The organism is Deltaproteobacteria bacterium, assembly GCA_026712905.1.
Classification (GTDB): Bacteria; Desulfobacterota; Binatia; order UBA9968; family JAJDTQ01; genus JAJDTQ01.
Map to the genome: position 1 here is coordinate 1 of JAPOPM010000110.1, position 25,280 is coordinate 25,280.

General features: G+C 61.9%; 21 protein-coding genes and 2 pseudogenes. 9 read left to right on the plus strand and 14 right to left on the minus strand.

The genetic code is table 11. The features are described from left to right. Nucleotides 1-210, minus strand: a 210-nt coding sequence (locus OXF11_08395; GenBank protein MCY4487119.1) for a hypothetical protein, incomplete at its 3' end; no start/stop codon positions are given. Nucleotides 211-1,075: 865 nt separating this feature from the next. Here OXF11_08395 and OXF11_08400 point away from each other — a divergent pair. The 3 genes from OXF11_08400 (at nt 1,076) to OXF11_08410 (ending at nt 3,629) form a co-directional block, all read left to right on the plus strand. After that, nucleotides 1,076-1,567 carry a DUF1353 domain-containing protein gene (locus tag OXF11_08400; GenBank protein MCY4487120.1) on the plus strand — a complete coding sequence of 164 codons (492 nt, stop codon included), beginning with the start codon at nt 1,076-1,078 and terminating at the stop codon, nt 1,565-1,567. A gap of 120 nt (nt 1,568-1,687) precedes the next feature. Beyond that, nucleotides 1,688-2,578, plus strand: coding sequence for a hypothetical protein (locus tag OXF11_08405; protein MCY4487121.1), 891 nt, complete (start codon nt 1,688-1,690; stop codon nt 2,576-2,578). 379 nt (nt 2,579-2,957) lie between these two features. Beyond that, nucleotides 2,958-3,629 carry a hypothetical protein gene (locus OXF11_08410; GenBank protein MCY4487122.1) on the plus strand — a complete coding sequence of 224 codons (672 nt, stop codon included), beginning with the start codon at nt 2,958-2,960 and terminating at the stop codon, nt 3,627-3,629. A gap of 1,571 nt (nt 3,630-5,200) precedes the next feature. Here the strand turns inward: OXF11_08410 and OXF11_08415 are convergent. The 3 genes from OXF11_08415 to OXF11_08425 form a co-directional block, all read right to left on the minus strand. Next, nucleotides 5,201-7,282, minus strand: coding sequence for an AAA family ATPase (locus OXF11_08415; GenBank protein ID MCY4487123.1), 2,082 nt, complete (start codon nt 7,280-7,282; stop codon nt 5,201-5,203). 39 nt (nt 7,283-7,321) lie between these two features. Beyond that, nucleotides 7,322-8,179, minus strand: coding sequence for a relaxase domain-containing protein (locus OXF11_08420; GenBank protein ID MCY4487124.1), 858 nt, complete (start codon nt 8,177-8,179; stop codon nt 7,322-7,324). 290 nt (nt 8,180-8,469) lie between these two features. Then, nucleotides 8,470-12,441, minus strand: coding sequence for a hypothetical protein (locus OXF11_08425; GenBank protein ID MCY4487125.1), 3,972 nt, complete (start codon nt 12,439-12,441; stop codon nt 8,470-8,472). Between the two features lie 659 nt (nt 12,442-13,100). On the opposite strand from OXF11_08425, the gene OXF11_08430 reads away from it, so the two are divergent. The 4 genes from OXF11_08430 to OXF11_08445 all read left to right on the plus strand — a co-directional run bounded on the left by OXF11_08430 (nt 13,101) and on the right by OXF11_08445 (nt 15,918). Continuing rightward, nucleotides 13,101-13,373 (plus strand): type II toxin-antitoxin system RelE/ParE family toxin, encoded by a 273-nt coding sequence (locus OXF11_08430; GenBank protein MCY4487126.1) that lies wholly within the window; start codon nt 13,101-13,103, stop codon nt 13,371-13,373. A 19-nt stretch (nt 13,374-13,392) separates the two neighbouring features. Next, entirely contained in the window at nt 13,393-13,707 is a 315-nt protein-coding gene (locus OXF11_08435) for a HigA family addiction module antitoxin (protein ID MCY4487127.1), read from the plus strand. Between the two features lie 97 nt (nt 13,708-13,804). Next, nucleotides 13,805-14,827 carry an adenine-specific methyltransferase EcoRI family protein gene (locus tag OXF11_08440; GenBank protein MCY4487128.1) on the plus strand — a complete coding sequence of 341 codons (1,023 nt, stop codon included), beginning with the start codon at nt 13,805-13,807 and terminating at the stop codon, nt 14,825-14,827. After that, nucleotides 14,824-15,918 carry a DUF262 domain-containing protein gene (locus tag OXF11_08445; protein MCY4487129.1) on the plus strand — a complete coding sequence of 365 codons (1,095 nt, stop codon included), beginning with the start codon at nt 14,824-14,826 and terminating at the stop codon, nt 15,916-15,918. Before OXF11_08440 ends, OXF11_08445 begins: the two co-directional genes overlap by 4 nt. Nucleotides 15,919-16,036: 118 nt before the next feature. On the opposite strand, the gene OXF11_08450 is transcribed toward OXF11_08445, so the two are convergent. The 5 genes from OXF11_08450 to OXF11_08470 are packed head-to-tail and all read right to left on the minus strand — an operon-like array spanning nt 16,037 to nt 18,316. Beyond that, nucleotides 16,037-17,014, minus strand: coding sequence for a tyrosine-type recombinase/integrase (locus tag OXF11_08450; protein ID MCY4487130.1), 978 nt, complete (start codon nt 17,012-17,014; stop codon nt 16,037-16,039). A gap of 40 nt (nt 17,015-17,054) precedes the next feature. Beyond that, a complete protein-coding gene (locus OXF11_08455; GenBank protein ID MCY4487131.1) occupies nt 17,055-17,237 on the minus strand; it encodes a hypothetical protein in 183 nt (60 codons plus the stop codon). Then, nucleotides 17,224-17,469, minus strand: coding sequence for a tyrosine-type recombinase/integrase (locus tag OXF11_08460; protein ID MCY4487132.1), 246 nt, complete (start codon nt 17,467-17,469; stop codon nt 17,224-17,226). The genes OXF11_08455 and OXF11_08460 overlap by 14 nt, the downstream gene beginning before the upstream one ends. Then, complete coding sequence (locus OXF11_08465; GenBank protein ID MCY4487133.1) at nt 17,447-18,001, minus strand: hypothetical protein; 555 nt, start codon at nt 17,999-18,001, stop codon at nt 17,447-17,449. The genes OXF11_08460 and OXF11_08465 overlap by 23 nt, the downstream gene beginning before the upstream one ends. A gap of 54 nt (nt 18,002-18,055) precedes the next feature. Further along, the gene (locus tag OXF11_08470) at nt 18,056-18,316 is read right to left on the minus strand and encodes a hypothetical protein (GenBank protein ID MCY4487134.1); all 261 of its coding nucleotides are present in this window, start codon (nt 18,314-18,316) and stop codon (nt 18,056-18,058) included. Between the two features lie 348 nt (nt 18,317-18,664). On the opposite strand from OXF11_08470, the pseudogene OXF11_08475 reads away from it, so the two are divergent. Further along, nucleotides 18,665-18,826, plus strand: a pseudogene (locus tag OXF11_08475) (BglII/BstYI family type II restriction endonuclease). A 326-nt stretch (nt 18,827-19,152) separates the two neighbouring features. After that, nucleotides 19,153-19,935 carry a hypothetical protein gene (locus OXF11_08480; GenBank protein MCY4487135.1) on the plus strand — a complete coding sequence of 261 codons (783 nt, stop codon included), beginning with the start codon at nt 19,153-19,155 and terminating at the stop codon, nt 19,933-19,935. A gap of 91 nt (nt 19,936-20,026) precedes the next feature. Here OXF11_08480 and OXF11_08485 read toward each other — a convergent pair whose 3' ends face one another. The 5 genes and pseudogenes from OXF11_08485 to OXF11_08505 form a co-directional block, all read right to left on the minus strand. Further along, a complete protein-coding gene (locus OXF11_08485) occupies nt 20,027-21,181 on the minus strand; it encodes a tyrosine-type recombinase/integrase (GenBank protein MCY4487136.1) in 1,155 nt (384 codons plus the stop codon). Between the two features lie 143 nt (nt 21,182-21,324). Continuing rightward, nucleotides 21,325-22,889: pseudogene (locus OXF11_08490) on the minus strand (Fic family protein). A gap of 152 nt (nt 22,890-23,041) precedes the next feature. Further along, nucleotides 23,042-23,806, minus strand: coding sequence for a hypothetical protein (locus OXF11_08495; GenBank protein ID MCY4487137.1), 765 nt, complete (start codon nt 23,804-23,806; stop codon nt 23,042-23,044). 22 nt (nt 23,807-23,828) lie between these two features. Then, nucleotides 23,829-24,809, minus strand: coding sequence for an amidohydrolase family protein (locus tag OXF11_08500; protein ID MCY4487138.1), 981 nt, complete (start codon nt 24,807-24,809; stop codon nt 23,829-23,831). Between the two features lie 9 nt (nt 24,810-24,818). After that, nucleotides 24,819-25,280 (minus strand): MFS transporter (locus tag OXF11_08505; GenBank protein MCY4487139.1); only part of this gene is annotated, 462 nt, incomplete at its 5' end.

Sequence of the window (25,280 nt, forward strand, 5' to 3'; positions counted from 1 at the left end):
CGCCCACCGCTTTGGCGCCCGCACAGGCCGATTGAGGAATTCCTCGGTGAGCTTCCGGTTCAGCGCGATCTGCCCCGAGGCACTGGCCGTATCGTCCAGGAGCCAGTCTGGGATGTCTGCCCGCATGCGGTTGAACTCGATGGTTGAAACCGCGACGGTGATGCGGTCGCCCGTCACCGTCCAGCACTGTTCCGGCGGTCGGTGCTCCACGCTGTAACGTTCCTTTCCCCAAGGAGGCTGTCGAGCACGCGACGCGGGCGCTCGAACGCACGCTTCTGGTATTCAAAGGGCAGTCCGTTTCACTAGAATGGCCTAGTCACTCGATTCTACTACGTTTTTTCTTTTGACAGCTTCCGGTCACCACCTTCGCCGTAAGCGAATCGCAAGCGGATTGACTACAATACTCGCGATCTCTAGCGCACACTCGTCAATGACGGCCCCCATCGAGTGGGGTCATCGCCGGTTTCGCAACTGGCGATGCCGGAGAGTTCGACCGGGGACGGTCGGTAAACCGGGCGATGAGTGAGAGGCTACCGCCCATCGCCTCCACCGTCCGGCGCAGCGTGGACAGCAACACGTCGTTGCGCTACTCCAGCCGTGAGCCGCGTCCTGGTTGATCCCGAGTTTGCGGGCAACGCTGACTTGGGTGAGCTTGCGGGCCTTGCGCAGTTCGCGCACTGCCACCTCCTCGGCGATGAACCCTGTGGCAAAGTCCTCGATCTCGCGGTGCTCCGTAGGGTCGAGCCCGTGATCACGTCTTCAACGTTCAGACCCATCACGATCTCCCGTCTTTCGCGAAACCGGGCGAAGTGCCGGTCGAAGCGTTCATCGGTCTTGCGAATCAGCGCGCGGTAAACCGCCTTCGCATACAGTGCCATCCCGAGGCGTCAGTACGCCTGATCGGTCCTGCCGAACTCGATTCCAGTTCGAATCACCGTTGAAGAAACACGATGGATGCGGTATTCACGCGGGAGATGAGCAGTTTTTCTGAGCCCTGTTTCCTCATCGCCGGAACCCATATCGACCGGCTGTCACTGATCATACCTAACCTCCAACTGAAGAGGAGAAACGGAGAGTGTCGATCAAGTACCGCCATATAGGCCACCCCGACTGGAAATACCAGATCACCGAGGATTACTCTCGAAAGCTGCTGTCGTGCATGTGCGATGCCACGGGGGAAATACTCGGCAAGGACTTAGACGGCAAGGAGACGAAGTACGTCAACGTCTCCAATGGTCGCATCACCATCTGCGAGGGCTACACCTGGAACGGAGCGAATTGGTTCCCGGATATCGAGTGCACCCAGGAAGCCACGCTTGTTCACGACGCCCTGTATCAGATGATCAGGGAGAATGAAACCGCGGAGAACTGGCGGCTCTGTGCGGACCGCCTGCTATACTGTGTGGTGACAGAGCGGTCCCAACAGCGTTGGTTGGCGAGCATGATGTATTCCGCCATCCGTGGCCATCAGCAGGTTCCCATCCTTGGCGGCATCCTTGGCGGCCTCTTCGGCCTGTTCGGAGGCCTCTTTACGGATCCAAGTTTCGACTGTGAACTATGCGATTGAGGGTGCGAGCAGACGAAGCTGGGGTCGGACCGACGGATTGGCTTTCCGCCAACCCCGATTGTCTCGTGCGAACCAGACCGAGGTCGTTGCGGAGAACGCCTCACATTGGGTGATGTTGGCGTGGATACCTTGACACCAATCATAATGCCATTTGTTGCGGGCATTGTCGGGTGGATGTTCATCTGCCGGTTTGGGTTTTTCATCGACACCAAACTCGACGATCAACTGCGAAACAGAATATACGAGCTATTCAGCAATGCGGACCGAAATGAGTGGGCAGAACATTTCGTCTCAATATTCGACAGGACGTTTTCTTCGGCAAGAAACGGTCGTCCGCGTTTCTGGCGATCTGTGTTGGCGTCTTTGTGTGCGTTTGCAGCTGTTACCGTGGTTTGCCTTGTCATCCGACTTACAAGCGTTGACGCAACATTTAAAGACCTCGAGGCGCTTCCCTGGGAACTCTTCAGTCTTCTGGTTCCGTATGCCGTATTCGTGAACGTGATAGGTGATTATTGTTCATTGTGGGAGACTCGCCTCATAATCGGGCGAATGATCATGCGGAAGGAAGGAGTATTTAGAAGTGTTCTGTTTATTGTCGACGCATTTGCATCCTTCTGCATTTTTGTCGTAGGGTTGGTTCTCGGTTCTGCGACATTTCTCGGCTACTGGGTACTCGCCGGAGGAAGTCGGTCGTTCTTCGACGGTGGGTCCTGGATTGGCGATGTGTTTTCCTTGACCGGAGAAGTGCTTTCTTATCTTTTTCGTGAAGGCGGAGTATTTTTCTCTGATCCAGATGCCATAGGAAGTTTTTTTGCCATTTGTTTGTACACCACATTTTTTACGTCCGTCTGGATTTGGACATTTCTTCTGGGCGTTGTTCTGTTACCAGTTTTTTCACAACTGTGGAACGCATTTAATGTGAAGAAGTACCCCGTCGGAGCGGCAATGTGTGTCGGTGGAGCCGCCGTAGGTTTGGTGACAACTATTATGGGTTTGGCAAGGAGTTGGTAGTGTGCGCGGCCCGTATCACCTTAACCAACTCGTCCTGATCTCGAATCCGACCCCGCGCTCGGGCTCCGCGCCCTCGCTCTCCTTGCGCATGGACTTGTGGCTGAGTTTCGTTACCCTCGCCCTGCTCGCCCGCGCTCTGGCCACCTCAGAGTGAAATGACCCTGACTTTCATAGCTCTCTTATCGACGAAACCGAAGAAGAGGCTTAGTCGGTGTTGGGACAATCCCTTGGTTCTTTGAGAAATTCCTGGCAAAACTCCGGGTCATGCTCTAAATGGATTTCCTTTAGTCGGTACTGTAAGAGGCTTTTAAAGTCCTCGAGGGCTTCGACCCTATAGGCCCGCAGCCGGTTTGCAACTAATCGGGGAGGAGCGGAGTCGATGTCCAAACGAAAGCAGCCCGGCCCGGGCGCTCCATCGGGCCTCGCCGCTCTGGGAAGCCTTGCGTGGGTGAGAATCCGGCCGAGCGGAAAGAAATTGTGGGTATCGATTCTCGCCGTCGCGCTCGCGGCCTGCTTCGCGCTCGGTGTTCATATCCACTCGCTCTCCCCGGATATCAAGTTCAATGATCGCCGTGTTAGCTCGTTCCCCCAGTATGTTGATCGTCGTCTCGAGGAAGAACTCACCCGGACTTTCACCTTGGGTGCCCCAACGAATTCGACGGGAAGCACCGACCGGGGCGGGAATTCCGACGGGCTCGCCCGGGACGGCAATCCTGCTAGGTTCGGTGGGCTCAACAGGCTTGATGGACTCGGTCGGGATTTCAGGGGCCTTGGGGAACTGATGAGCGGCATCGCCGACATGAAGCTCGAAGGACTCCAATCCTTCGAGCTGGATATCGATCTCGGTGAGTTCGACAGTCTCAAAGGGATCGGCGAGTTCACACAGGGTCTCGATGACGCATTCGGGCTGAGCGGGAGCGAGGCCCCGGGCGAGGGGTCCAGCGCGGATTCGCAACCGACGCATTCTCCCGGCTCGACCGGAACGGCGCGGGGGCGTCCGCTTACCGAAACCGCCGGGCGGGTCGGCATCACCCCTGACGACGCCAAATAGCTTGCTCGCTTTACGAACACCGGAAGTTCGATGAGATGCAGCAGGAGATCGAAGACTCCGACAAGAGCGTGCCGGGCATGCTGTCGGAGCATGCCCGCACCACTCTGTTCACCGGCGACTTCTGGAATGTCCGGCACATCTGCGCCACCGCCGATAGTAACGGCCGAGTGAGTGTCGCAGCGCGTGTCGCGCCGACGGGCATCGTCTTGTTCCCTCCTGTTTCCTTGACGTCAGCAGGGAGCCGCACGACGGTCCGCGAAGTGTTCCGGCAAGTGCGTGGGGAACCCGACGCTCAGGCGCCGCCCGTTGTCTGTCGTGTTTCCGGGTGGCCGTGCTCCTCGCCCGAGGAAGCAGGACACGGCTCTGTCGGGTTTGTGCCCTCGACACGGTGGGCAGCGAGCTCGTTGACGTTGTGGGCGGTGCGGCCCTGGCCCCTGCCGCGGCCGCCAATCCCCGTGTTCTAATGATGCCCGGCGGCCATATAGCCCCGAATGTCTTGCGTCGGCTTCGCCGCCTGCGCAGCCACCGACCATGGCCCGGTCCGGGTTGCTGTAAGTCGATTGTAAGACGGCTGTAATCCGATTGTACTACTCTCGAAACACGGCGCAGTACGGGAAAACTGTTGATAAAACACGGATGTATGGCGCCGCGATTCTCCAGGGAACCGCACCCGGTTCTCTGGAGCGTCGCACCCGGTTCCCTAGGGAATCGCCCCGGTTCTGCGGAGAATCTTCGCTGCCAGACCTGCGCTCGCGCCGCCTCGGCTGCACATGCCCGGAGAACCGCCCGCGATCCACGGCTTCGGCCCTGTATGCTATGACCTCCCTCTCCCGCTCAAGCGCCGCTCGGGCTAACCTGCTGATATTGCGCGTCTTCTGTTCCCTCTCGCCAACGTCTCGCCATGCGTCTCCATCTCTACGGCGGAGCCGTTATTCCTTCACACCCGACGCAGCGCGCTGCCTGACGAGTCCTGTCTGCGCCTGGGTGCGCTCCCTTGCCCGATTCGAGCCCCTCGGAGCCTCTCGTACCCTGGAAAAGGCGATAGCTCTTTGGTACACGGCCGTGTAGCGATCGTGTACCGGTCCCCCTCTCGGCGGGTGATTCCAGCCACTTACCGGACTACTGGCACGGCCTCGTGGCTGGTTTCTGGCGAGACGCCTCTAGCGCATTTCCTACGGGCAGTCCGAAGGTCGGGCAGGCTGACCGATCGGCGCCGGCCTTTTCCATGACAGCCCCCGCGCGCCGAGTCCGCGCAGACGATGCCCGCTCACAGCCATGTCCGCGCCCGTCATCGAACACCGCCGCGTCAACGCCCTCATGCCCGTCCGTATGGAGCATGCGGACCGACATACGCGGGGAATTCGCTACTACCAAAGCGTGTTACACGAGGCACACGGACGACAGGCTGCGCACCGCAACGATAACCAGAGGGCCGGGAGGGGCGGCGGGGGAGGCGATGACCGGAATGTCACGCCCCGGTCGGATGGCGGCACGGAGCTTTTCAGAGCTCGTTTCGCGATGGGATTGTTGCCGGCGACGGTCGCGGGATCGGCCGGAAGGGAGCTGGGTTTCTACATATCGAGATCGAAATCGAGGGTCACCTGCGCCGGCTCGAAGCTCTCGTCCTGCAGGCGATCGTGTTCCGACTCCTCTGAACGGTCGAGTTCGCCGTCGGTTTCGAGGCCCGGACCAGACTCGCGCTCGCGCTCCGGATCGATAACGTGCTCCTCTTCGAGGGCGTGATCCGTCCGGTCATGACCGCGCGCATCCTGTTCGCCGTCCCGTTCGTGGTCGGTTTCGAGGCCGAACACCGCCTCGTGCGCGGCCTCCATCGCCGCCCCATCGAGCGCCGCAACCCGCTCGCCCGTGGCTCTCTCCAGTTGATCCGAGAGCTTCCAGGCATCATCGGTGACCAGCTCCGCCGCGTCCCGGGCCCGGCTGATCGCCACGTAGAACGCTCTTTGGTTGGTCAGATCCGGGTTCCCCGTGGGCATGGCCGCAACGATCTGGTTTACCGTCCTGCCCTGGAAAGCGTGCACTGTTGAGGCCCAGGCCCGGTCGAGGTGCCGGAGTTGGGCGTCGCCTTCGGCAAGTTTCGCCGCCGATCCGTCCTCGAGACGGAAGCGGACGCCGTCCTTTCCGACCGATTCCACAGCCGCGGTCTCGCCGTTGGCGAGCCCCGGGCCCGGATCGTTCCGTGTCCACCGCACACGGTCTCCCTTGCGAAGCTCCATCTCCTCGCTCCGGTAGACCTCCACGCCGCCCTTGGCGCCCGCCAGCATGTAGGGCCGCCAGTCCACCAGGTTGCCGTTTCCGTCGCCGAGCCAGACCGTGTTGCGCTCGTAGTCGACCCTTTCCACCTCGCGCTCGTCGCCTTTCTCCACCCCCAGGGTCTTGTACGGGCGGTTGAAGATCACCGTGTCTCCCGCCGAGTAGTTCGAGGCCCGCGCCATCTCGGAATTAGTAAGACCCCGCGACACCAGCTTCTTGCCCTGCCTCGCAGGACCGGAGACTGCGCCTTCCGCCACGAGTTGCGCCCGGATCGTGTCATTGATCTCGTCCCGCAGCGCCCGCGTCGGCGCGATTACCCCGGTTGCGGCGCGATCTTCGGGAGAGAGCGAGACCCAACGCTTCGCCGCTTCCTTGCCGATATCCTCCCTCTCGACCTGCGCGATCCTGTCCCCGAGTTTCTCGAACGCAGTCTTGACCTCGCCCGTCAGGCCCGCACGGACCGCCTCCTTGAGATCCATGTCGCGCTGGCGGAGGATCTCGTCCATCACCGCGGTCTGCATCCCGGCCTGTCTCAACTGCTCAAAGGGCTTGCCCGCCTCCACTGCGCCGAGCTGCTTCTCGTCTCCCACCAGCACCACCCGCGGAACCCGGAGCGTGGTCGCGGCCCGCAGCAGTCCCCGCATCTGCTCGCTCGACGCGAGCGAGGACTCGTCCACCACCAGCACGGTTTTCGATAACGAGGCCCGCAGGTTGCGAAGCCCCCTTGCCGTACCCCTGCCTTCGATGATTCCCTCGTGGCGCGCCAGAAATCTCTGGAGTGTCTCCGACCCGATCCCCGATTCCCGCTCCAAAGTACGGGCCGCGGAGGCCGACGGAGCGAGCCCTGTCGTGTTGTAGCCTCGGCTCTCCGCGAGCGTCCGGAGCCGGTTCAACATCGTCGTCTTGCCCGTGCCGGCGTATCCCTGCACCCCCAACACCCGGTCGCTGGTCGAGAGGATTAGCTTCACCGCTTCCTTCTGCCCCTCGTTGAGACGGCCGCCGTGGAGCTTTGTCTCCGCAATCCAGCCCCGCATGATCGTCTTTTCGGCGCCCTGGCCCGCCTTCATCAGCGCGATGGCCTCCGACTCCCGCGCCATTGCCGCGTCCGTGGTCCAGTGTTTCCCCAATTCCAGACCCCGCGCCGCGTGGAGGACACGGTCCTGTTCGAGGGTTGCCATGGCCCGCTCCGCCGCCTCGGCCGTCACCGCCCCCGGCTCCCGCGCCAGCGCCGCTGCAAGAAGATCCCCATGCGAGAACACCGCTTGGCGCTCGGACAGGTGCTCTACGGCCCAGGCCGCGGTGTCTCCCGCCGCTTGAAGCGGACCACTGAACAGGTCCGGAGCGGGTTGCTTCCGCTCAGCCTGCCTTGCCTTGGCGCGCACGGTGTCCGCCGAAAACCCAAGCTCCGCCGCCTGCCGCTCTCAACTCCGTCGAAGCTCCCCCTTGTCCACGTCCCTTTTCCTGGCCCGCGTCATCAACGCCGCGCGGTCCGCCAGCTTCGGGTTCTCCAAAGGCGCCCCTTCATCCCGCGCCAGCATCGCCGCCTCGATCTCCGCCCGCCGCGTCGAGAACCCCACCACCACCTCCCGCGACACTCCCGCGATCTCGAACCTGCCGTCCGGGTGGGTCTTCTCGATCCCGTAACCCAGGGCCTTGAGGCCCCGGGCAAGCTCGGCCCGGTAGACCGCGCCGATCGCCATCTTGTTCCGGTAGAGCCCGTCGTTGACCATGGTCCTCCACTTCCCGTCCTCGCCCTGCACCATGTTCGCCACCACGGCATGGGTGTGGAGTTGCGGGTCGAGGTTGCGGGAAGTGTCGTGGCGGAAGGTTGCGGCCACCATCTTCTGTCCGCCCACGTGGACCATCGCACGGCTGGCCTTGTCCTGCATGCGGGTCTCGACGGCGTTGCGCTCGATCCAGGAAAGGGTGCTGTTTACCGCCCAGTCGTGGGCGGCGACGACCCGCTCGTCTCCTCCCACCAGCGCCATGAGGGAGACCGACTTCGGGGCGGAGAGGGTGACGTCCCGTCCCGGCCGATGGTGGATCTCCCCGTCCTTGTCCCGCTTGCCCAGGTGCGGGCCGTCCGGCACCTTGCCTTGGAGCATGGCTTTGAATGTGTCGGGATCGACCGAACCCGAAAGCCCTAAATCCTCAGCCCCCTTGCCCGCCCACGCGCTCGCCTCCTTGTGGGCAGGATCGTCCTTCGCATAGTAGCCGTCCCGCTCGTAGTAGCTCACGCCCTGAGACGGAGAGGCGATTACGCCGATCGATGCTACCATGTCCGACGCCTCCCGCCGGGCGCTTGTCTACACCAGTCTCGCATGTCCATAGAGCCCGGATACGCGCTTTCGAGACCTCGAACAAGGGGTGATTGGCCGGATTCATAGGCGTGTCGGCTACCGGTGGTGATTGTCGTCTTGGGCAAACTCGGACTCGAATCGCTGCCTTGAGCGGCCCGCAGGGATAGTCGGTAGTATCGGAAAAGAAGCCGGAGAATCCGCTGGCGCAGGAGGAATCCTGCGAGTCAAGTGGAATCGGGATGGAAACGGAGTCCCAACCGACCGTGAACTCAGGCGGTCCCGTCGGGCTTGCTGACATCGATCACGAAGACATCGATCCAGGATCGCCGCGCCTCTGGTAAACGATCCATCAGCATCCCACGGAGCGCCCCGGGTGACTGTGGGAGGGCCAGACCCTCAGGGTGTCTCGGCAGTGGTTTCCCGGCAATGTCTCCGAACCAAAGAACAAGGTAGACGCCGCGGCCTTCCGCTTGCCAGTCAACTGCATATTTTGCGTCGAGTTGGTCGCTAGCGGCACTCCAGACTTCAGAATGCCATTGACCCTTGATCTCGACCGGTAGTTTGATCGTGTTGCGGGTCAGGGCGATATCAGCCTTTTTGCCCCGCGGCATGAGGGTCTCTGGTCCGAACCGGATCGATGGTGGTAACGAACCCGACATGTGTTCGATCAAGCGGTTGCGGCAGAAATTCTCATGTCTGGGCCGTTCCCCGTTCCAATACGCTTCCCACATGTTGGTATCGCTGTTTCGAATTCGATCCTGGAGAGTCTCGATCTGATCCGCGAACCAAACCTGCATGTCGCCAATGTCTTCGGGTAGCCCGCACGCCATCACGGCACGGAGTTGTTTGACGGTGGGGGCAGCGTATTCATCGTCGCGCCGGGCCCTTCGCTGGAGCGCCAGCGCATGCTTCATTGTATCGGCATAGCTCGGCGCACAGTTGGCAATGAGATTTTGCAGCGCCTCGGTTGCGTTCGGCGTCGGCCGGCCGGCGACTGCATAAATCACGCGTTTGATGAACTCGCTGGCGTCCCAGGGGTTGCGCTTGCCTACTGTGACGGTGCCGGGCCGGTAAGCTATTGGCCAGTTCGATCCGAACGCCTCGACAACGAAGGCAAGCTGTTCAAGCGAGAAACGGTCGAAGCGTTCACTGCGTGCTGGCCCCATTCGGTCACGGATCAACCAGAGTAAGGCCGGGTTGTCCGCCGCAGCCTCTTTGAGTGACGCCCGGTGGCGATCGAAATCGATGACGTAGGCTGCTGATCGCCACAGCAGCATCGTTTCACGCTCCAACTGGACGTTCAACATCCGGCCAACCAGTGTCTGTACCTCTTCGTCGCAGGCGCTCTCAAGGGCGCAGGTCAGGAGTAGCGTCACGATGGAGGGGGGCAACCCTGGATGGGCGCGCAACCAATCGACGGCGAGGCATCCTGCCAGCGTAGCGAAGCGGGGTTCGTGTTCAAGATAGTAGAGCTCTTGGATGTGTTCCCTGTTCTTTGCAAGTTGTGGCTCGACGCTTGCGCGGAAATAGACCTCCCAGTCCCATTCACTCTTGAAAAGAACGTCTTCGAGCGCCGGACCGATGTCAATTTGCGCAGCGTCGTTCGACCTCGACGCGTGCCGCCATGCCATGTAGACTGCGGCCAACGTGTCCCGATTAATCTTATCGATGGGATCGCCACGGCGGATCATTTCGGCAACGCCGCAGATCATGGGCGCCGCGGCCGCCTCCTCATTCCCACCGTAGTTCTCAGCGATCCTGGAAGCGCTCGGCAGGTCATCGCGACGGAGGACGGCGTTGAAGCCCGACATCACCCGATGACACAAGTCGTCGCCCAGAAATTCTCGCAAGCGCTCTACCGGGGATGCTGCCGTATTTAAACCGTAGAACTCCCCGTTCAACATATGCCACCGGCCGAGGTAGACAGCGGCAGATTCTTGAAGGACGGGAATGTCTCCAGCGGCTATTTCTTGAGCCCGTTCGGTAAGCTCACGGCGACGACGCCGGAAGTACTCTTGCCGATGCGCTTCCTCCTTTGCCTGCCGTTTAGCCCGTCTGGTCTCCCATTTCGGAGTCGCGGCCCTCGAAAGTTCTGCGAGTACGGATAGCAGTTCAGGGTCCTCATTCGCGGCATCAAGGGCAGCTTCGCGCACGACAGTCGCGAGTCCTTCGACCGAGCGGTTGAGCAACAACAGTTCTCTCCATGTGTCGACGTCGATCCGGCCTTCACCGGCGCGTGCGCGCAACGTTCTCAAACTTCCCGCGATGTCCTCTCCTTTCGGAAACAAGCCTAGCCCCGTATCGGCGAGGCGGTGGGCGGCCATCCAAGTGCTTTCCGCGCATGGCGTCAGCAGCACCTGCTCGAGGAGTGCAGCGCGACGGACGCGATCCTTACGGAAAATCGCCGCCAAACGCTTTGTGCCATCGTCATTGTACAGACGGTATCGGCCCAGCCAGCCGACCCACATCCAGACACGCTCCGGCTGAATCGAATGATTGGCTTCAAGGACTTGGGCCGCGAGGTGTCTTACGAGCCTCGTGACATACCACTCCGTCTCGTAGCCTGCCTTTTCCATCAACGGTCGCGCGCGTTCCGTCAATTCGTCGAGCCATGAAGCGAGGTACTGCGTGTCAAGACCACTGAAGAGACTGTCGGGCACATACTTGAGCTCGGCCGATTCTTCTTGGGAATCCTGATTCCGCGCCAACCCCAAGTACGCCAGGACAGTGCCGACTGCCGTGCCGATGGGAACGGCAGACAGACCGGCCTTGCGGAGAATCTCGAAAGCGAGCCGCGCCGAGTTGGCATCCTCCATCGCGAGAAGGCGACGAATACGTGTCTCCCAATCGTCACTCACAGCGGCGGTGTAAAGCGCATTGCCGGCGCACGATCGTTCTACGACCGAGCGGTCGCGGTCAAACAGTATTGTCTCCAGTTCCGGGCGGAGTCGCTGGGCAAGCGTTGTCCCGGCCATCGCTTCGAGTAGAAGCACGGTGAACTGCATGTCCCGGCTAGGCACCTGAACTATGGCAAGGATTTCGTCCCGGAGTTCCGGACGCACCAAGCCGGACGCGGGATGCTGGCCCCAGTCCTCGGATCTGAAGTAGGGGTTTTCCTCGGACAGATCCCTCAATGCAACGAGCAGGTTCCGGGCCTGATCGAGATCCAGCGTTTCGGCATCGCCGTAGCGCAGAACGGCGTAGGGATCAACGTTGATGCAGGGAGCCGCCAGGACGTCGCTGAAGTGAGCCATCCACGCGTGCAGGCCGCGCAACGAGGTCGGAACCCCCTCGCCCTGCCGGAACAGACCGAAGAGTCTCTTCTTCGAAACGCCGGCTTCGAAGCAACGCGCGAGCCATTTGGCCCCGAGATACTCGGCGATGACGCGATGGATATGAGTGAAGCGGTTTTCGCCTTCCGCCTGAAACAGACGGGTCCTGATCGCTTCATCCGCAAACCGGCTAGACTGAAGCCCCGTGATGTCCACGATATTCAGGTATTCACCGGGCGTTTCCGCGTAGGGTCCCATGTGAATCCCGACGCGGCCGCACAGGAGTTGCGCTGCACATATCGCGCCTGCCGCCAGCAGCAAATCTTCGTCGGTTGCCTGGACATGCGGGTCTTGGTGGTGGCGCGGATTGTCCTCCTTGAGCATCACACGGCACGCTTGGTCAAAGAGTCCTGCGCGAGTTTCCGGAAGCGGACCCGCCGCCCGTGCAACCTCCCCGAGCAATCGAAGGGTCAAGGGATTCCCGTAGAGGGTTTCGATCCCATGGTCTGCGAGGTGAACCAAGAGGCCATCCGCATCAACTTCCGGGAATTTCTGAGACAGAAAGGCACGCGCATCGTCACGGGTAAAGGGTTGCAGATGCAGCAGCACCGGCGCCGATCCATAGTCATCTTCGATCTTTACTCGGTCGGCCGCGCCCAGCCAGTCGGCTTCGCGACAGGAAAGAATGAAAGGCGGATTGCTCAATGCCGAGAGCTTCCTCAGCACCGCGTCGACCGCGCCTCCCGGCGCTGCGGAGGCGATTTCGTCGAGGCCATCGACAATGACGCACTCGTTCCTGCCAACAAGCGAGGCAAGGTCGACGCGACGCTCAAATGTTCCGGCACGGAAATACCGCATTCCAGCCTGCTTGCCGAGTTCCCAGGTCAGCATGCTTTTCCCCAAACCGGGATCGCCGAGGATCACCACAGGCTCGGAAAAAGACCGAAGCTCGTCCTCGCCGATGACCATTCGTCCCCGCTCTCGATCCTCGTAGGCCAGAGTTCGCTTTATGTTGGTCTGCATCGACTGGAGCCAATGGAAATGCCTATCGCCACCAAACCGCTCGTTGCCTGTCGCCCAAAGGTTCCAAGGCAACGATTCCTTTGTCCATCCTACGGACCTTCAGTGGTTCCACCAAACACGAAATGCCATAAATCATGCGGCGTCGGAAGTCGTGCCGAGATTCGCCATATCGGCTACCATACTCTGTGCGATTCGGGCGGCCGATGTCTTCACGGACTCTCGCGCAGGATGAGCGTAGCCTCTGGAGGTCTCCAAATAGAAGCAGATCGACAAGCACCGAGGTGCGGCGGGTGTGGAAACCACGCGCCGAAGGGCGTCGCTATCGCGCTTCCTGACCGCTCAAACCGTCGGGCGATGAAAGCCGTTATGCATCCGGCACTTAGCCCGAGCGACGCTTGAGCGACAGCGCCCGCCGCGCACCTGCGGGAAGGGGTCCCGAACCGCCGAGCGGCTTCCAAACCGTACTATAGGAAGCACGAGGCAACAAATCACTGCAGGAAGGCATGGACACACGCGGCGTCACTCACTCGCTCCGCACTGTCGGCGGCGGTCTTGACGGCACAGCGGATGCTTGCGGCGTGTGGCGTAGCGCGTTACAGTGCAGCATGAGGATCAGGCACAAGGGACTGCGGGCGCTGCACGAGCGGGACAATCCCGCGCGGGTGCCTGCGGGTCTGGTGCCACGGCTCAAGCGCATCCTGTTCCGGCTGCAAGAGGCGACCCATCCGCGAAGCACCGACGCGCCGGGCTTCCGGCTGCATCCCCTGAAGGGCGACCGCGGGGGCCAGTGGGGCGTTCGCGTCTCCGGCAACTGGCGCGTGGTGTTCCGCTTCGAGGACGGCGAAGCCGTGGACGTGGACCTGATCGACTACCACTGACCGAAGGGGAGTGCTGACCATGAACGACATTGCAAGCGAGCGCGTCGGCCCGATGCTGAACCCGCCGCACCTGGGCGAACTGATCCGCGAGAGCATGGACGATGTGGGCTGGAACGTGACCGAGACGGCGGCGCGTCTCGGCTGCGAGCGCGGCACGCTGTCGCGCCTGCTGAACGGCAAGGCGGGCGTGTCGGCGACCATGGCGCTGGCGTTGGAGAACATCGGCTGGGGCACCGCCGAGCATTGGATGCGGATGCAGGCGAGCTACGAGCTTGCGCGGGCGCGGCGCGACTGGACGGCTGCGGATCGGCGCGTGAGGGCGCCGCACGCATGAACGAGGCCCGGGCCGTCGGCGCTGTCGGCTCAAGCTGATGCGCCTTGCCATGCCGGAAACTGATCGCTGATAACAGGCTTGATGCGGGAGGACGCCCATGTCGCTGAATGAAAACCTGGGAAGGGCCAAGCAGCAACGGAACGACGAGTTCTACACGCAGCTTCCCGACATCGAGAACGAACTGCGCCACTACAGCCGACACTTTCGCGGCAAGGTCGTGTACTGCAATTGCGACGATCCCCGCATCTCCAACTTCTTTCATTACTTCTCGTACAACTTCGAGCGCTTGGGTCTGAAGAAACTCATCACTGCGTGCTACAAGAACCAGGAACGCGACCTGTTCAGCCGTCACGACTCGGAGCAGGCGATATGGCTTGAGTACAAGGGGAACGCTAAGGGCGGCAGGGTGCCCGAAGTCGGGGATATCGGAATCCGTGAGTTTGAGGAGGACGGCGACTTCCGCAGCGAGGAATGCATCGACTTGCTAAAGCAGGCAGACATCGTGGTGACCAATCCGCCGTTTTCGCTGTTCCGCGCATATGTTGCCCAACTGGTGGAGTACGGTAAGAAATTCCTGATCATCGGGAGTCAGAACGCCATTACCTACAAGGAGATTTTCTCACTAATCAAAGACAACAGATTGTGGCTTGGTGTCACCCCGAAGGGCCAAGACATGCTGTTCGATGTGCCGGAGGGATACGCGCAGGAATTGGTGGCGACCGCAAAGGAGGGGAGCGCTTATAGGGTCGTCGAAGGGGTTATCAAGGGACGGTTGGGCAACGCTGCCTGGTTCACCAATCTCGACCATGCCAAGCGCCACGAGGAATTGATCCTCTACAAGCGGTACTCGCGGGAGGAATACGCAACCTACGACAACTACGATGCAATCAACGTGGACAAGGTCGCCGATATTCCGATGGATTGGGATGGGGCGATGGGAGTGCCGGTCACGTTTCTCGACAAACACAACCCGGAGCAGTTTGAGATTGTCGGTCTTATCGCGGGCAACATTAAAGGCATGGCGGGTATTGTTTCGTCACGTGGAAAAGATGGCCCGTACATCAACGGTAAGCTAAAGTACGGCCGTATTCTGATCCGCAACAAGGCACCGCAAACATGAAAATCGAACTGAACAAAATCACCGTCCGCGACCTTGTGAAGGGCTACATCGACGACGGTGAAGGCGGCGTGCGCGGCTATGGCGGCAAGCTAGACATCCGCCCGCCCTTTCAACGCGAGTTTGTCTATAAGGACAAGCAACGCGATGCGGTGATCGAGACGATCAACCAGGGCTTCCCGCTCAACGTGATGTACTGGGCGGTGCGCGAAGACGGCACCTATGAGGTCATTGACGGCCAGCAGCGGACGATCTCCATCGCGCAGTACGTGGAGGGCGATTACTCCCTTGACGGGCTTGGTTTCTTCAATCTGCAGGACGACCAGCAGGAGCGAATCCTTGATTACGAGCTACAGGTTTACGTCTGCGAGGGAACGGCCAGCGAGAAACTGGCTTGGTTCAGGATCATCAACATCGCGGGCGAAAGGCTGACGAACCAGGAGTTGCGCAACGCGGTCTATGCTGGCCCGTGGGTGTCCGACGCAAAGCGGCACTTCAGCCGGAAGGGGGCCGCCTGCCCGGCTTATGCAATCGGAAGCGGGTATGTGAATGGGAGAGCCGAGCGGCAGGAATACCTCGAAACTGCGATCCAGTGGATCAAGGATGACGGCCAGACGGTCGAGGAGTACATGGCCGCGCATCAGCACGACAAGACCGCAACCGCCTTGTGGAGTCACTTCCAGGCGGTAGTCAACCGGGTGAAAGCGGTTTTCCCGAAAGACCGCACACCAATGAAAGGCGTGGATTGGGGCGGGCTTTACGGACAACTCAAGGACGAGAGTCTGGATCCCGAAGGTCTTGAGGCCGAAGTCGCCCGCTTGTGGATCGACGACGACGTAACGAAGAAGGAGGGCATCTACCCGTATCTCCTCACCGGCGAGGAAAGGCATCTCAACATCCGGGCCTTCTCCCAGGCCATGAAGCAGAAGGCGTTCGAGATTCAAAAGGGCATCTGCAAGGTGTGCGCGAAGGCGTTTGAGATCGCGGACATGGAGGCCGACCACATCACCCCTTGGGCGGAGGGCGGGAAGACGAACGAACAGAACTGTCAGATGCTGTGCAAGCAGTGCAATCGCAGGAAATCCAACAAATGAAAACAGGGACAAGGAAAGGCAGCCCAGAGGTCGATCCCTGACCTGATGCCGCCGCGCCTGCGCCGGGCGCATCGGGCACTCTACCGCGTGGTTGACGGGCTCCACCAAGGGTTCTACGTCAAAGCCAATCGAGTTCCGCAAGTCGAACACGGGCGCGACGAGACGGCGGCGCGCATTCAAGATTCATCGCCTCCGCAACGAGGCTCCCGACCCGCTCCGCCGCTTCGACAAGGTGCTCATCGGCAAGGTGGACGTAGCCCGCCGTCGTTCGGTGTCGCTTGTGACCGAGCAGCTTGCCGACGAGCGGCAGGTTCTCGCCCGCCATGACTGCCTGACTGGCGGCGGTATGCCGAAGGTCATGCAGGCGAAGGCTACCGAGCTTCGCATCCGTGCAGACCGTGCGCCAGCAATCGCGCAACGAATCGTACCCCTTGCCGTGGGCATAGTTCGGGAACACGAAAGCGTCGCGGTCGCGGTTACCGGGCAGCGCCGCGACGTGCGCCTGCGCCGCCTCTCCGAGCGGCACCGCGCGCGGCCCAGTCTTCGAATCGCGTAGGTTGAGGGCGTCCTTGCCGATGTCGCGCCAGCGCAGATCGAGCACTTCGCTGCGGCGGCAGCCGGTGAGCGCCAGCAGCCGGATCGCGGCGACGGCCTCGGGCCAGCGCGCTTCGTGATCGTCGAGCGCGCGCCCGAGCCGGGCCAGTTCGTCCGTGTCGAGGAACCGCGCAACTTGCTTGCGCGGGTTCATCGCAGTGCCCAGACACGGGTTGGTGTCGCGCTCGCGCAATCCCCATTCCTCGGCCCGGAACATCATCGCGCGCAGGATTTCCAGCGCCCGGTTGGCCGCGCCGGGCTTGTCCTTACTCGCCGCGTCGAACCACTCCGCCACGTCCTCCGCGCCGATGCGGTCCAGGAGCATCTTCCCGAACGCGGGCAGGATGTGGGCCTTGAGGTAGACGCGCACCGTTTCCCGCCCGGAGGGCTTCCAGTGCGGATCGCTGCGCCGGAGGTATTCCCCGGCGGAAGGTCGGCTCCTGCTTCTCCCGGCGGATGTCGTCGGCGGGATTCCCGCCCACGCGGATGCGGTCGAGCATATCGCGGGCGCGGCGGCGGGCCTGGACGAGCCGCATTGCCCCTTACCGGACGACGACCACGCGGCGGCTGCGCCCCTCGATGCGGGCCTGCACGATCCAGACCTTGCGGCCCGACGGGTGGATGCGCAGCCCGAAGCCCTGCAGGGACTTGTCGAACAAGATGACGTCTTTGCCGCCGGGCTTGCTCTCGCGGGCAAGACGCGGCGTAAGGTCAACCGTTGGCATGATCGCTCCCTCCCCCGTGCTTTGCGCCCCTGCCGGCCAGAGCCGCATGAATGCGGTCCGATACCCGGTCGGCGGCGTCGGCAACCGACTGGTCGGAAAGATGAGTGCAGCGTTCGGTCGTCTCGACCAAGGCGCGACCGAGCAGCTTGGCGACCGTCACCATGTCCACGCCGTTCATGGCGGCGGTGGAAGCCCACGAGTGCCGCAGGTCATGAAGCCGCAGGCCGGGCAAGCCCGTCTCGTTGCGGATGCGGTCCCAATGAAAGGCGATGTTTGTCGACGGGGCGCGTTGGCGGGCGGTTCGGGAAGACATATGGGCAATCGGCGCTGTAGCGCGGGATCGCGTCGATCACCGCCCGCGCGGCGCTCGACAGCCAGACCGTGCGCGGCCCGGATTTCGAGTCGGGAAGGTGGATGCGCTTGCCCTTGATCCAGTCCCATTCCAGCGAGACGATCTCCCCGAAGCGGCAGCCGGTCAGCATTAGCAGCCGGACGATGCCGACGATATGCGGGCAATAGAACTCGTCGCGGGTCAGCAGAGCGTTGAGCCGGGCCATTTCCTCCGCCGTCAGGAACCGCTCCTTCGGCTTCATCCTGTAGCGCCGGGTGTTCTTGCAGGGATTGGTGTTGTGGCGGCGGTAGCCCCAAAGCTCAGCCATGCGCATCATCATCGACAGCACGGGCATGGCGCGATTGGCGACGCCGGGCCTCTCGCTCATGGACGCGAACCAGTCCCGGACCTGTTCGACCGTGATGGCGTCCACGGCCAGACCTCCGAAGGCAGGCAGGATTTCCTTGTGGACGATGTTGGCGTTGGTCTATCGGGTCTTGGGCTTCCAGCGGCGGGCCTGCCGGTCGAGGAATTCCACGGCGAAGGCGGCCATCGGATACCCCGGCGTGCGGGGGCCGTTCCCGGCCGTCGCCGGTTCGATGTAGCTGACGATGAACCTGCGGGCCTCGCGCCGGGCTTCGGGGATCGTCATCGAATCGGCGTTGCCGAGCGTGGCGTAGCTGCGTCTTCCGCGCACCGTGCCGCCGACGGGTTCCTGGCGGCAGTTGCTGCCGCGGCTGCTCGACATCGCTACGAGCGATCCGCGTGTCCAGGGATCGCGGTTGGGGAGTGTGCCGTGATACTAATGCCTGATGCCCCTTCGATGCCGGACATCGACGACGCGCGGAGGCGATTTTTCGAGCAGTCCACCTTGTCCACAGGCTCGGTGAGAGGTGGGCAAAGGAAGAGTTTGCATTCTCGGAGGCGGTTGAAGTAGACGAAAACTACGTAGGATCAGCCCAACATCCAGAGACGGGGATGCGGCACTACAGAAGGCTGTCGAGGTCTGGAGTATGGCAAGGAAGCGGCTCAGGTGTTGCTGATCTGGTTGCCCTAATAGCGAGGAGGGAGCGTGTATGTCACGGGAGGCAGGACCTTCGCCGACGCGTAATCTCGTATCTTCGTAAGCGACAAGTTCGGTGCTGCGACAACGCACTGGAGCAAACTGCGCGAGCGGCTTGATCGAGGTGTGGGCAATCCATGCCCGTTGCTTCTAATTGGGATAGCCGCGAGCGTGATACGGAAGGGTGTGAGATGAAGGTCCGCAAGATCGGCGCGGTAGGCCTGGAAGATTAACTGACCACTTGGGCCGCTGATTGGCCGTCTCCACAACATGCAGTGTTAGGAAATCTGAGCACCTAACGGGCTCCTGTTGCTTAGCTACCGCCATGCCCGAGAGATCATCAAGGAGTGGAGAGCCGACAACAACAGCAGAAGACTGGACGCGAGTCTTGGACGACCCACACCCATAGAGTTCGAGACCGGTCCCGTGCGTAATTCTGCTCTATTTGTCGAGTCATGTCTCGTAACCCATACCAGAATGAAGGCGGTAAGCCTCGACTAAAACCGTCGGTGTTCGTCCTCATGGACATTCTAGGTTATCAGTCCTTACACCAGGAAGCCGAAGACAGTGGGACACAGGCAGAGTTTCTGGAAAGTTTACATGGGGCGTTACTGGATGGGCGAAACTGGTTGGAGGATAGGACGGTTGATGAGGCGATAGAAGCGCCCCAGCACCTTTTCGACAAAGATCGTCACGCCCTCAAGGCCTTTAGTGACAATATAGTAATAGGGTGGCCTATCCGTCAAGACGCCGAGTCCGAACTCGGTGATGCGTTTGATAGGCTCGCGTGTTTTCAACTCAGCATGGCGAACGCGGGATTCTTCGTCAGAGGGGCAATTTCGGTCGGTCATGCATATATTGACGACATTGTCGTGTCTGGAAAAGCGCTGATTGAAGCTTACGAAGGTGAATCGCAATTGGCCAGGGACCCACGAATCATTCTTACAAGGTCGGCGGAGGCCAGAGTACAAACGCACCTGAGGTATTATAGGCCTCGTGAAGCCGCGCCACAGACACGCGATCTGCTCATTGATTCCGACGGTCGGTGGTTTGTGAACTACCTCAATGCGATTCTAGTGTTGGAGGATTATTCGGGTCCATTCGACTATGAACTCACGAGGCACAAGCAGGCTGTAGAAACCCAATTGGCCAAGTACAAGGGCACCCCAACAATTTTTGCGAAATATGCATGGGTCGCCGGATATCACAATTACTTCTGTGATTTGCACTCTCATTATTTCACCGATGAGTATAAAATTGAGACCGACTTATTCCGTTCCGCTCCCAGACTTGTGGTGGAGTGACCGGAACTCTTTGGGAATCGTCTAAGGGCGACCGCGGTTGGACAAATGACGCGTATGGAAGACCATCTCTAAGGAGATTGTGAATTGTCTATCACCCCGCGACTTCGGCAATCCTGCTCGCGATGCGGTTGGCGGCGGACTTGACAGGATCGTTGGCGAGATGGGCATAGCGGGCGGTGGTCTGGACCTTGTTGTGACCGAGCAGTTTCCCGATCATGGGTAGGCCCTCGCCGACGAGCAAGCCGCCGCTGGCGAAGGAGTGCCGCAAGTCGTGAATCCGCAGGTTCCCGATGCCCGCGCGCTGCAGGATGAGGCGCCACGGCCCGTGCAGAAAGGCGAGATGGGTCCCGCGCTTCAAGCCGGGAATCACCCAGGGGCTGTCTTCCTTGCGCCGTATGCCGCGCAGCACCGCGATGGCGGGATCGCCCAGATGCACGATCCTGGCGCCGGTTTTGGAGTCGGGCAACCGGAGCTCGCCCCGGTCCAGGTCGACGTCCTCCCACCGGAGCGATAGGATCTCGCCGCTCCGGCACCCCGTCAGCATCAGTAGCCGGATCGCGGCGACCGCCCCCGGCGACGCGAAACCCTCGCGCTCCGCGTCCCGCAGTGCGGCACCGAGGCGGCGGTACTCTTCGTCGGAAAGGAACCGCTCGCGTCTGCGCTCGGGGTACTTCTTCACGAATCGGCAGGGATTGACGCCCTCGGGGCGCATCTCCCAGACCTCGGCCATGGTCAGCATCCGGGAGAGCACGCCAAGCGTCCGGTTGGCGTGGCCGGGCACTGAGCGCATGTCATGGTGAAGGGCTGCGGCGTCAGCCCTGGAGATGTCGGCGACACGGCGCTTGCCGAGTCGGGGAAGGATGCGCTTCCCGATGATCTTTCGGTAGAGTTCAGCGGTGCCCGGCTTCAGGTGGTCGGGGGCGTATTCGTCGAGGAAGCGCCGGGCGAGGTCGGCCATGGTGGACCCTCCCGCCTTGCGGGGCGTCTTCCCATCGAGGTCGCGGCCGGTCCTGGCGAGGGTGACGATCTCCGCGGCGCGCGCCCGCGCGGCAGCCGGGGTGATGGGTCCGTGAGGTCCGATGGTGGCCTTGACGGCGCGTCCCTCGTGACGGTACTTGACGATGTAGACCTTCCGGCCGCTGGGGTGGACACGCACGCCGAAGCCCTTGATGTCGTCGTCCCAGACGACGCGCTCGCGTTCTGCGGGTTGGAATGTGTCGACGGCTCGCTTGGTGATTTTGGGCATGGTTGATGCCTCCTTTGCATCTCGATCCGGGTACCGTTTAGGTACCCACACGGAGCAAGTCAGAGGCTATTCTAGCCCATCCGTGACGCGACGTAAAGACGTTAACCTACTGAAAATATGTAGATTTGTCTACCTATGGCGCCTCATGCCGCAGTTGTAGAAATAGTATGTCGGCATCCCTGTTCAAGTGCCCATCGGACCCGTTGTGCCACGAAGCGGGCGAACGGTTCGATGTCCATCCGGACGCTGGCTGCTTCAAGCGCCGCGAGATAATCGTCCCTGTCCTCCACGCGGATTACCGTCCAGGGATAACCACCTGCCGCCAGCATGGCGTTCATGAGAAAGCGGGCCATGCGCCCGTTGCCGTCCGGATAGGGATGGATGTAGCCGAACAGCCAGTGACCGAGCACGGCGCGCGCTGACGGCTCGGTTTCGTTTTCCAGCAACTCGAACAACGCGGGCATGGCATCGCGCACCGTCTCCCAGCGCGGCGGTACGTGACCGGAGCCGCGTAGAAACACGGCGCTGCCGCGGTAGCCGGCCAGGGCCGGCGCTGCGATCAGACCGGCGGCCACGAAGGGCTGGAACAGCTCGAGATACCAGTTCCGATGCGCGGCGCGGACAAGTCTGCCCGGGTCGCCGCCGGCGATCACTTCGCCGACCGTCTCCCTGACAAGCTGGAACGCCTGCCAGTAGCCCCTCGCAGCCAGGGCGTCGCGGCTCTGCCGATCGGCCTGGTGACTTTCCGGATTCCAGTTGCCGAGGCGAACCCGTTCGACCAGTTCAGCCGTCACGCGATAGCCTTCAATCGACAAGGAGTGGTATGCGTCGCTCCGGTAGATTTCATCGACCGCTCTCAGATAGGCGTTTCGGTCCCGCGGCAAACCGGGGGGATCAGGGAATGCCGCGATCACCGGCAGCCGGGAGGCTTTCCACATGGCTTGCAGGCGCCCCACGATGGGCGCCGCGGCATGGCTCAACACTCCGAACGTCTGTTGCGGCAGGAACGGATCGCTCTCACGCGCATCGTAGCCGGCGGCCCTCATTGCCCGGAGGATGTCGTAGGCCGGTTCGGCCCGTCCGATTCGGCGGAAGGCGCCGGCAAGCCGACCGGCGATAGCTGAATGGCCGCCTTCAAGAAGACGGCGAAGCAGATCGGATGCGTCACGAATGCCGGCGAGCACCACCTGTGCTTCCACCGGGTTGCGGGCGAAGAAGCCTTCCGAGACCTTGGCCAATGCCGCTTCCGGCTTGAAGAGCCGGAGCCCATCCTTTCGCAAAGATCGGCCTCCGGCGGCATCCGCCTTTGTTTCAGGTCGTAAAGGGAGGTGCCGAAAAGAAGCTCGACCACGTTGTTGGCGCCCTTCGGAGTATAGAGGATGAGTTGACGGGGGATGACGGTGTTTTCGGCATGCAGGAGCAGCGACTCCTCCGGCGAGAGATGCCACTGGTCGTCAAACCGGGCAGTACAGTAACGGATGCAGAACTCCCAGAAGGAGGCGAACCAAGGCGTCGTATCACCGGAGTCGGTGCCCGGGCTGGATGAAATCAGCCATCCTTTCAGGACCTCGCGGAGAAAGCCGTTCCGTACCAGACGCTCACGATGAACGCGCGTCAACTCGTTAGAGCGGACGACGCGCCTTCCTCCCCTCTGTAGTTCTTCGAGCCGTGCGAGTGAAGCGGCAAGTTTGTCATGTGGCGTGCTCATCTTCTTGTCCGGCTGATACAAGTTTATCGTGCCGTGTGATTACAAGTATCTCATGAGATGATCTACAAGTATATAGCGTTGTGCAAGTACAAGTCCAAGTTGTATTGCAGAACCCGGCAAGCGGGCAAGAGCCGGACCAGGTAGCGGCCGGGTCAGCCGGCGATCTTGAGGACCAGGGCTTTCGGCCCGGCGCCGTGTCGGGCATATGCGGCCACCGGCAAATGGTGAACCTGGAAGCCCGCCTCTTTCAAGTGGGTGCCGGTCTCTCGGCAACCCTTCGGCAGGACTGCGTTCCGGCCTGCGAACAGTGCATTGCATCCCAGGCGCCGCGCATCATCCGCATCGACGGGATGGAGCCGAGGCACGTGGTCCTGAATCTCCTTCCTCGCGGCCGGGTCGAAAGCGTCCGGAAGGAACAGCGCGCTGCCGTCGCCCACCGGGCACAGACAGGTGTCGAGGGGCCAATCCCAGCCGTCGGACAGGCGCAGCGATTGGACCTCGTGATCGAGGATCTCCGAGAGCGCCTGGTGGGCGGCCAGATCGTCGTCGGTGCGATAACCCGCGTATAGCGTTCCGTCCGCCACCACGAGATCCCTTCCACCTTCGAACGTGCATCCTTCAGGCAAGTCCGGCATGGCATAGCCGCGCACCATGAAGAAGTTGGCCCATGCTTCGGCTTCGGGGCGCCGCGACACGTCGCGCGGACGGCTGGCGATGAAGGTGTCCTTCCACACGAAGCCGCCGCTGGCGGCCGTCACGAGCTTGGGCATGTCGGGCCGGGGTTCCAGCAGGTCGACCTGGACGTCCAGTTCGTCGCGCAGGAGACGGTAGAGGCCGCGCCACTCGGCCATGACGGCGGAGGCGTCCTCGCCGGGCGCGGGCTCGTAGTGGAGCGGCGGGCACATCAGGACTTTCACCGCGAACTCCCCTACCCTGCCCTCAGCAGCCGTTCTCCGGGAACAGCCGGGCCACGTTGCCGCCCAGCAGCTTGCTCTTGACCGCGGCGCTGGCCTTGACGGCCTTGACGATGGCGACGGCGTCGCCAAGGCGGTCGATGGTGGGGAAGTCGCTGCCCATGAGCACCTGCTCCTCGCCCACCATGTCCATGGCGAAACGGATCTCGAGCGGACGCCAGAACGGGGGCGCCGTGTCAATGAAGATGCGGTGTTGGAACTTGTCGAAGTAGCCCTGCTCGCGCTTGTCCCAGAAGGACGGGTTCAGACGGTTGCGGAGCGCGAACCAGGCGCCGCCCAGGTGGGTGAAGACGAAACGCAGCTTGGGGAACTTCTCCAGCGTGCCGCTCATCATGAGGCGCACGATGTTGATGGTATTGTCCATGGCGCGCCCGAGGTTGCGGGTGAGGTTGAACTGCTCCATGCCGTGGGGATGGGCCAGCGGCAGCTCCGAGGACGGGTGCACGAAGATGGGGATGTCCAGGTCGGAGACCAGCCGGTAGAACGGGTGGTAGCGCTTGTCGTCCAGCAGCGCGCCGCGGATGTGCGTGTTGATGCCGACGCCGCGGAAGCCGAGCTTTTGCACCGCGCGCTTGAGCTCCCGGCGGCCGCCGGCCTCCAGCGCGGGCACGTGGGCCAGTGGGATGATGCGGCCGGGGAACCGCTCCACGAGCTGGCCCATCTCGTCGTTGATGAAGCGCGCCGCCGGGACGTCGATCCAGTCCACCCAGCAGCCGACGTGGAGCACGGCCTGGTCGATGCCGACCCGGTCCATCTCCTCGATCTGCGCGGCCATGTCCGCGGTCATGACCGGCGGGCCGAAGAGCTGCACCCCTTCCCGGCGGATGGCGAGCCGGTCCGGCCGCCGCACCACGGTCTCGCCGGCGCGGATCAGCGGTTCCGGGTTCCGGTAGTGTTCCTCGGGCATCCAGTGATGATGCGCATCGATGATCAGCGTCTTCGCCATGGAGCCTCCTCAGGCATCAGCCCCTCTGCTCGGGGCAACGATCCAGATACACGCCAACGATAGCACACACAGAACGATGCCGATCCAGCCCGAGCTGGCATAGCTGCCCGAAAGGTCGTGGAGGTAGCCCGCCAGCCAAGGGCCGACGCCCGCGCCCATTCCTATGCTGAAAGCCAGGAAGCCGATGATGGAGCCGAAATGTCTCCCATGAAAGATATCCGCGGCGATGGTCGGATAGAGCCCCTGGCGCGACCCGAAACCCACGGCGAACAGCGGCGGGTACAGGGACAACACGAGTATCTCCGACATTCCGTCGAGGTTGAGGAGGACCACGATGCCGCCCACCAGGGCCAGGCTGCCGATGGTGTAGGCCCGCTCGCTGCCGATCCGGTCCGAGAGCGTCCCCATGCCGATCATGCTGAAGGTGGTGAAGAACCCGGTGAGGCCCAAAACCCAGGCACCGAACTCCCG

Excerpts from the sequence above, each read along its gene's own strand:
- OXF11_08445 (MCY4487129.1), top strand. The coding sequence starts at position 14,824 with ATGAAAATCGAACTGAACAAAATCACCGTCCGCGACCTTGTGAAGGGC.
- OXF11_08410 (MCY4487122.1), top strand. The coding sequence starts at position 2,958 with ATGTCCAAACGAAAGCAGCCCGGCCCGGGCGCTCCATCGGGCCTCGCC.
- OXF11_08480 (MCY4487135.1), top strand. The coding sequence starts at position 19,153 with ATGGACATTCTAGGTTATCAGTCCTTACACCAGGAAGCCGAAGACAGT.
- OXF11_08455 (MCY4487131.1), bottom strand. The coding sequence starts at position 17,237 with ATGCCAACGGTTGACCTTACGCCGCGTCTTGCCCGCGAGAGCAAGCCC.
- OXF11_08435 (MCY4487127.1), top strand. The coding sequence starts at position 13,393 with ATGAACGACATTGCAAGCGAGCGCGTCGGCCCGATGCTGAACCCGCCG.
- OXF11_08470 (MCY4487134.1), bottom strand. The coding sequence starts at position 18,316 with ATGTCGAGCAGCCGCGGCAGCAACTGCCGCCAGGAACCCGTCGGCGGC.
- OXF11_08425 (MCY4487125.1), bottom strand. The coding sequence starts at position 12,441 with ATGGTCATCGGCGAGGACGAGCTTCGGTCTTTTTCCGAGCCTGTGGTG.
- OXF11_08440 (MCY4487128.1), top strand. The coding sequence starts at position 13,805 with ATGTCGCTGAATGAAAACCTGGGAAGGGCCAAGCAGCAACGGAACGAC.
- OXF11_08500 (MCY4487138.1), bottom strand. The coding sequence starts at position 24,809 with ATGGCGAAGACGCTGATCATCGATGCGCATCATCACTGGATGCCCGAG.
- OXF11_08430 (MCY4487126.1), top strand. The coding sequence starts at position 13,101 with ATGAGGATCAGGCACAAGGGACTGCGGGCGCTGCACGAGCGGGACAAT.
- OXF11_08420 (MCY4487124.1), bottom strand. The coding sequence starts at position 8,179 with ATGGTAGCATCGATCGGCGTAATCGCCTCTCCGTCTCAGGGCGTGAGC.
- OXF11_08485 (MCY4487136.1), bottom strand. The coding sequence starts at position 21,181 with ATGCCCAAAATCACCAAGCGAGCCGTCGACACATTCCAACCCGCAGAA.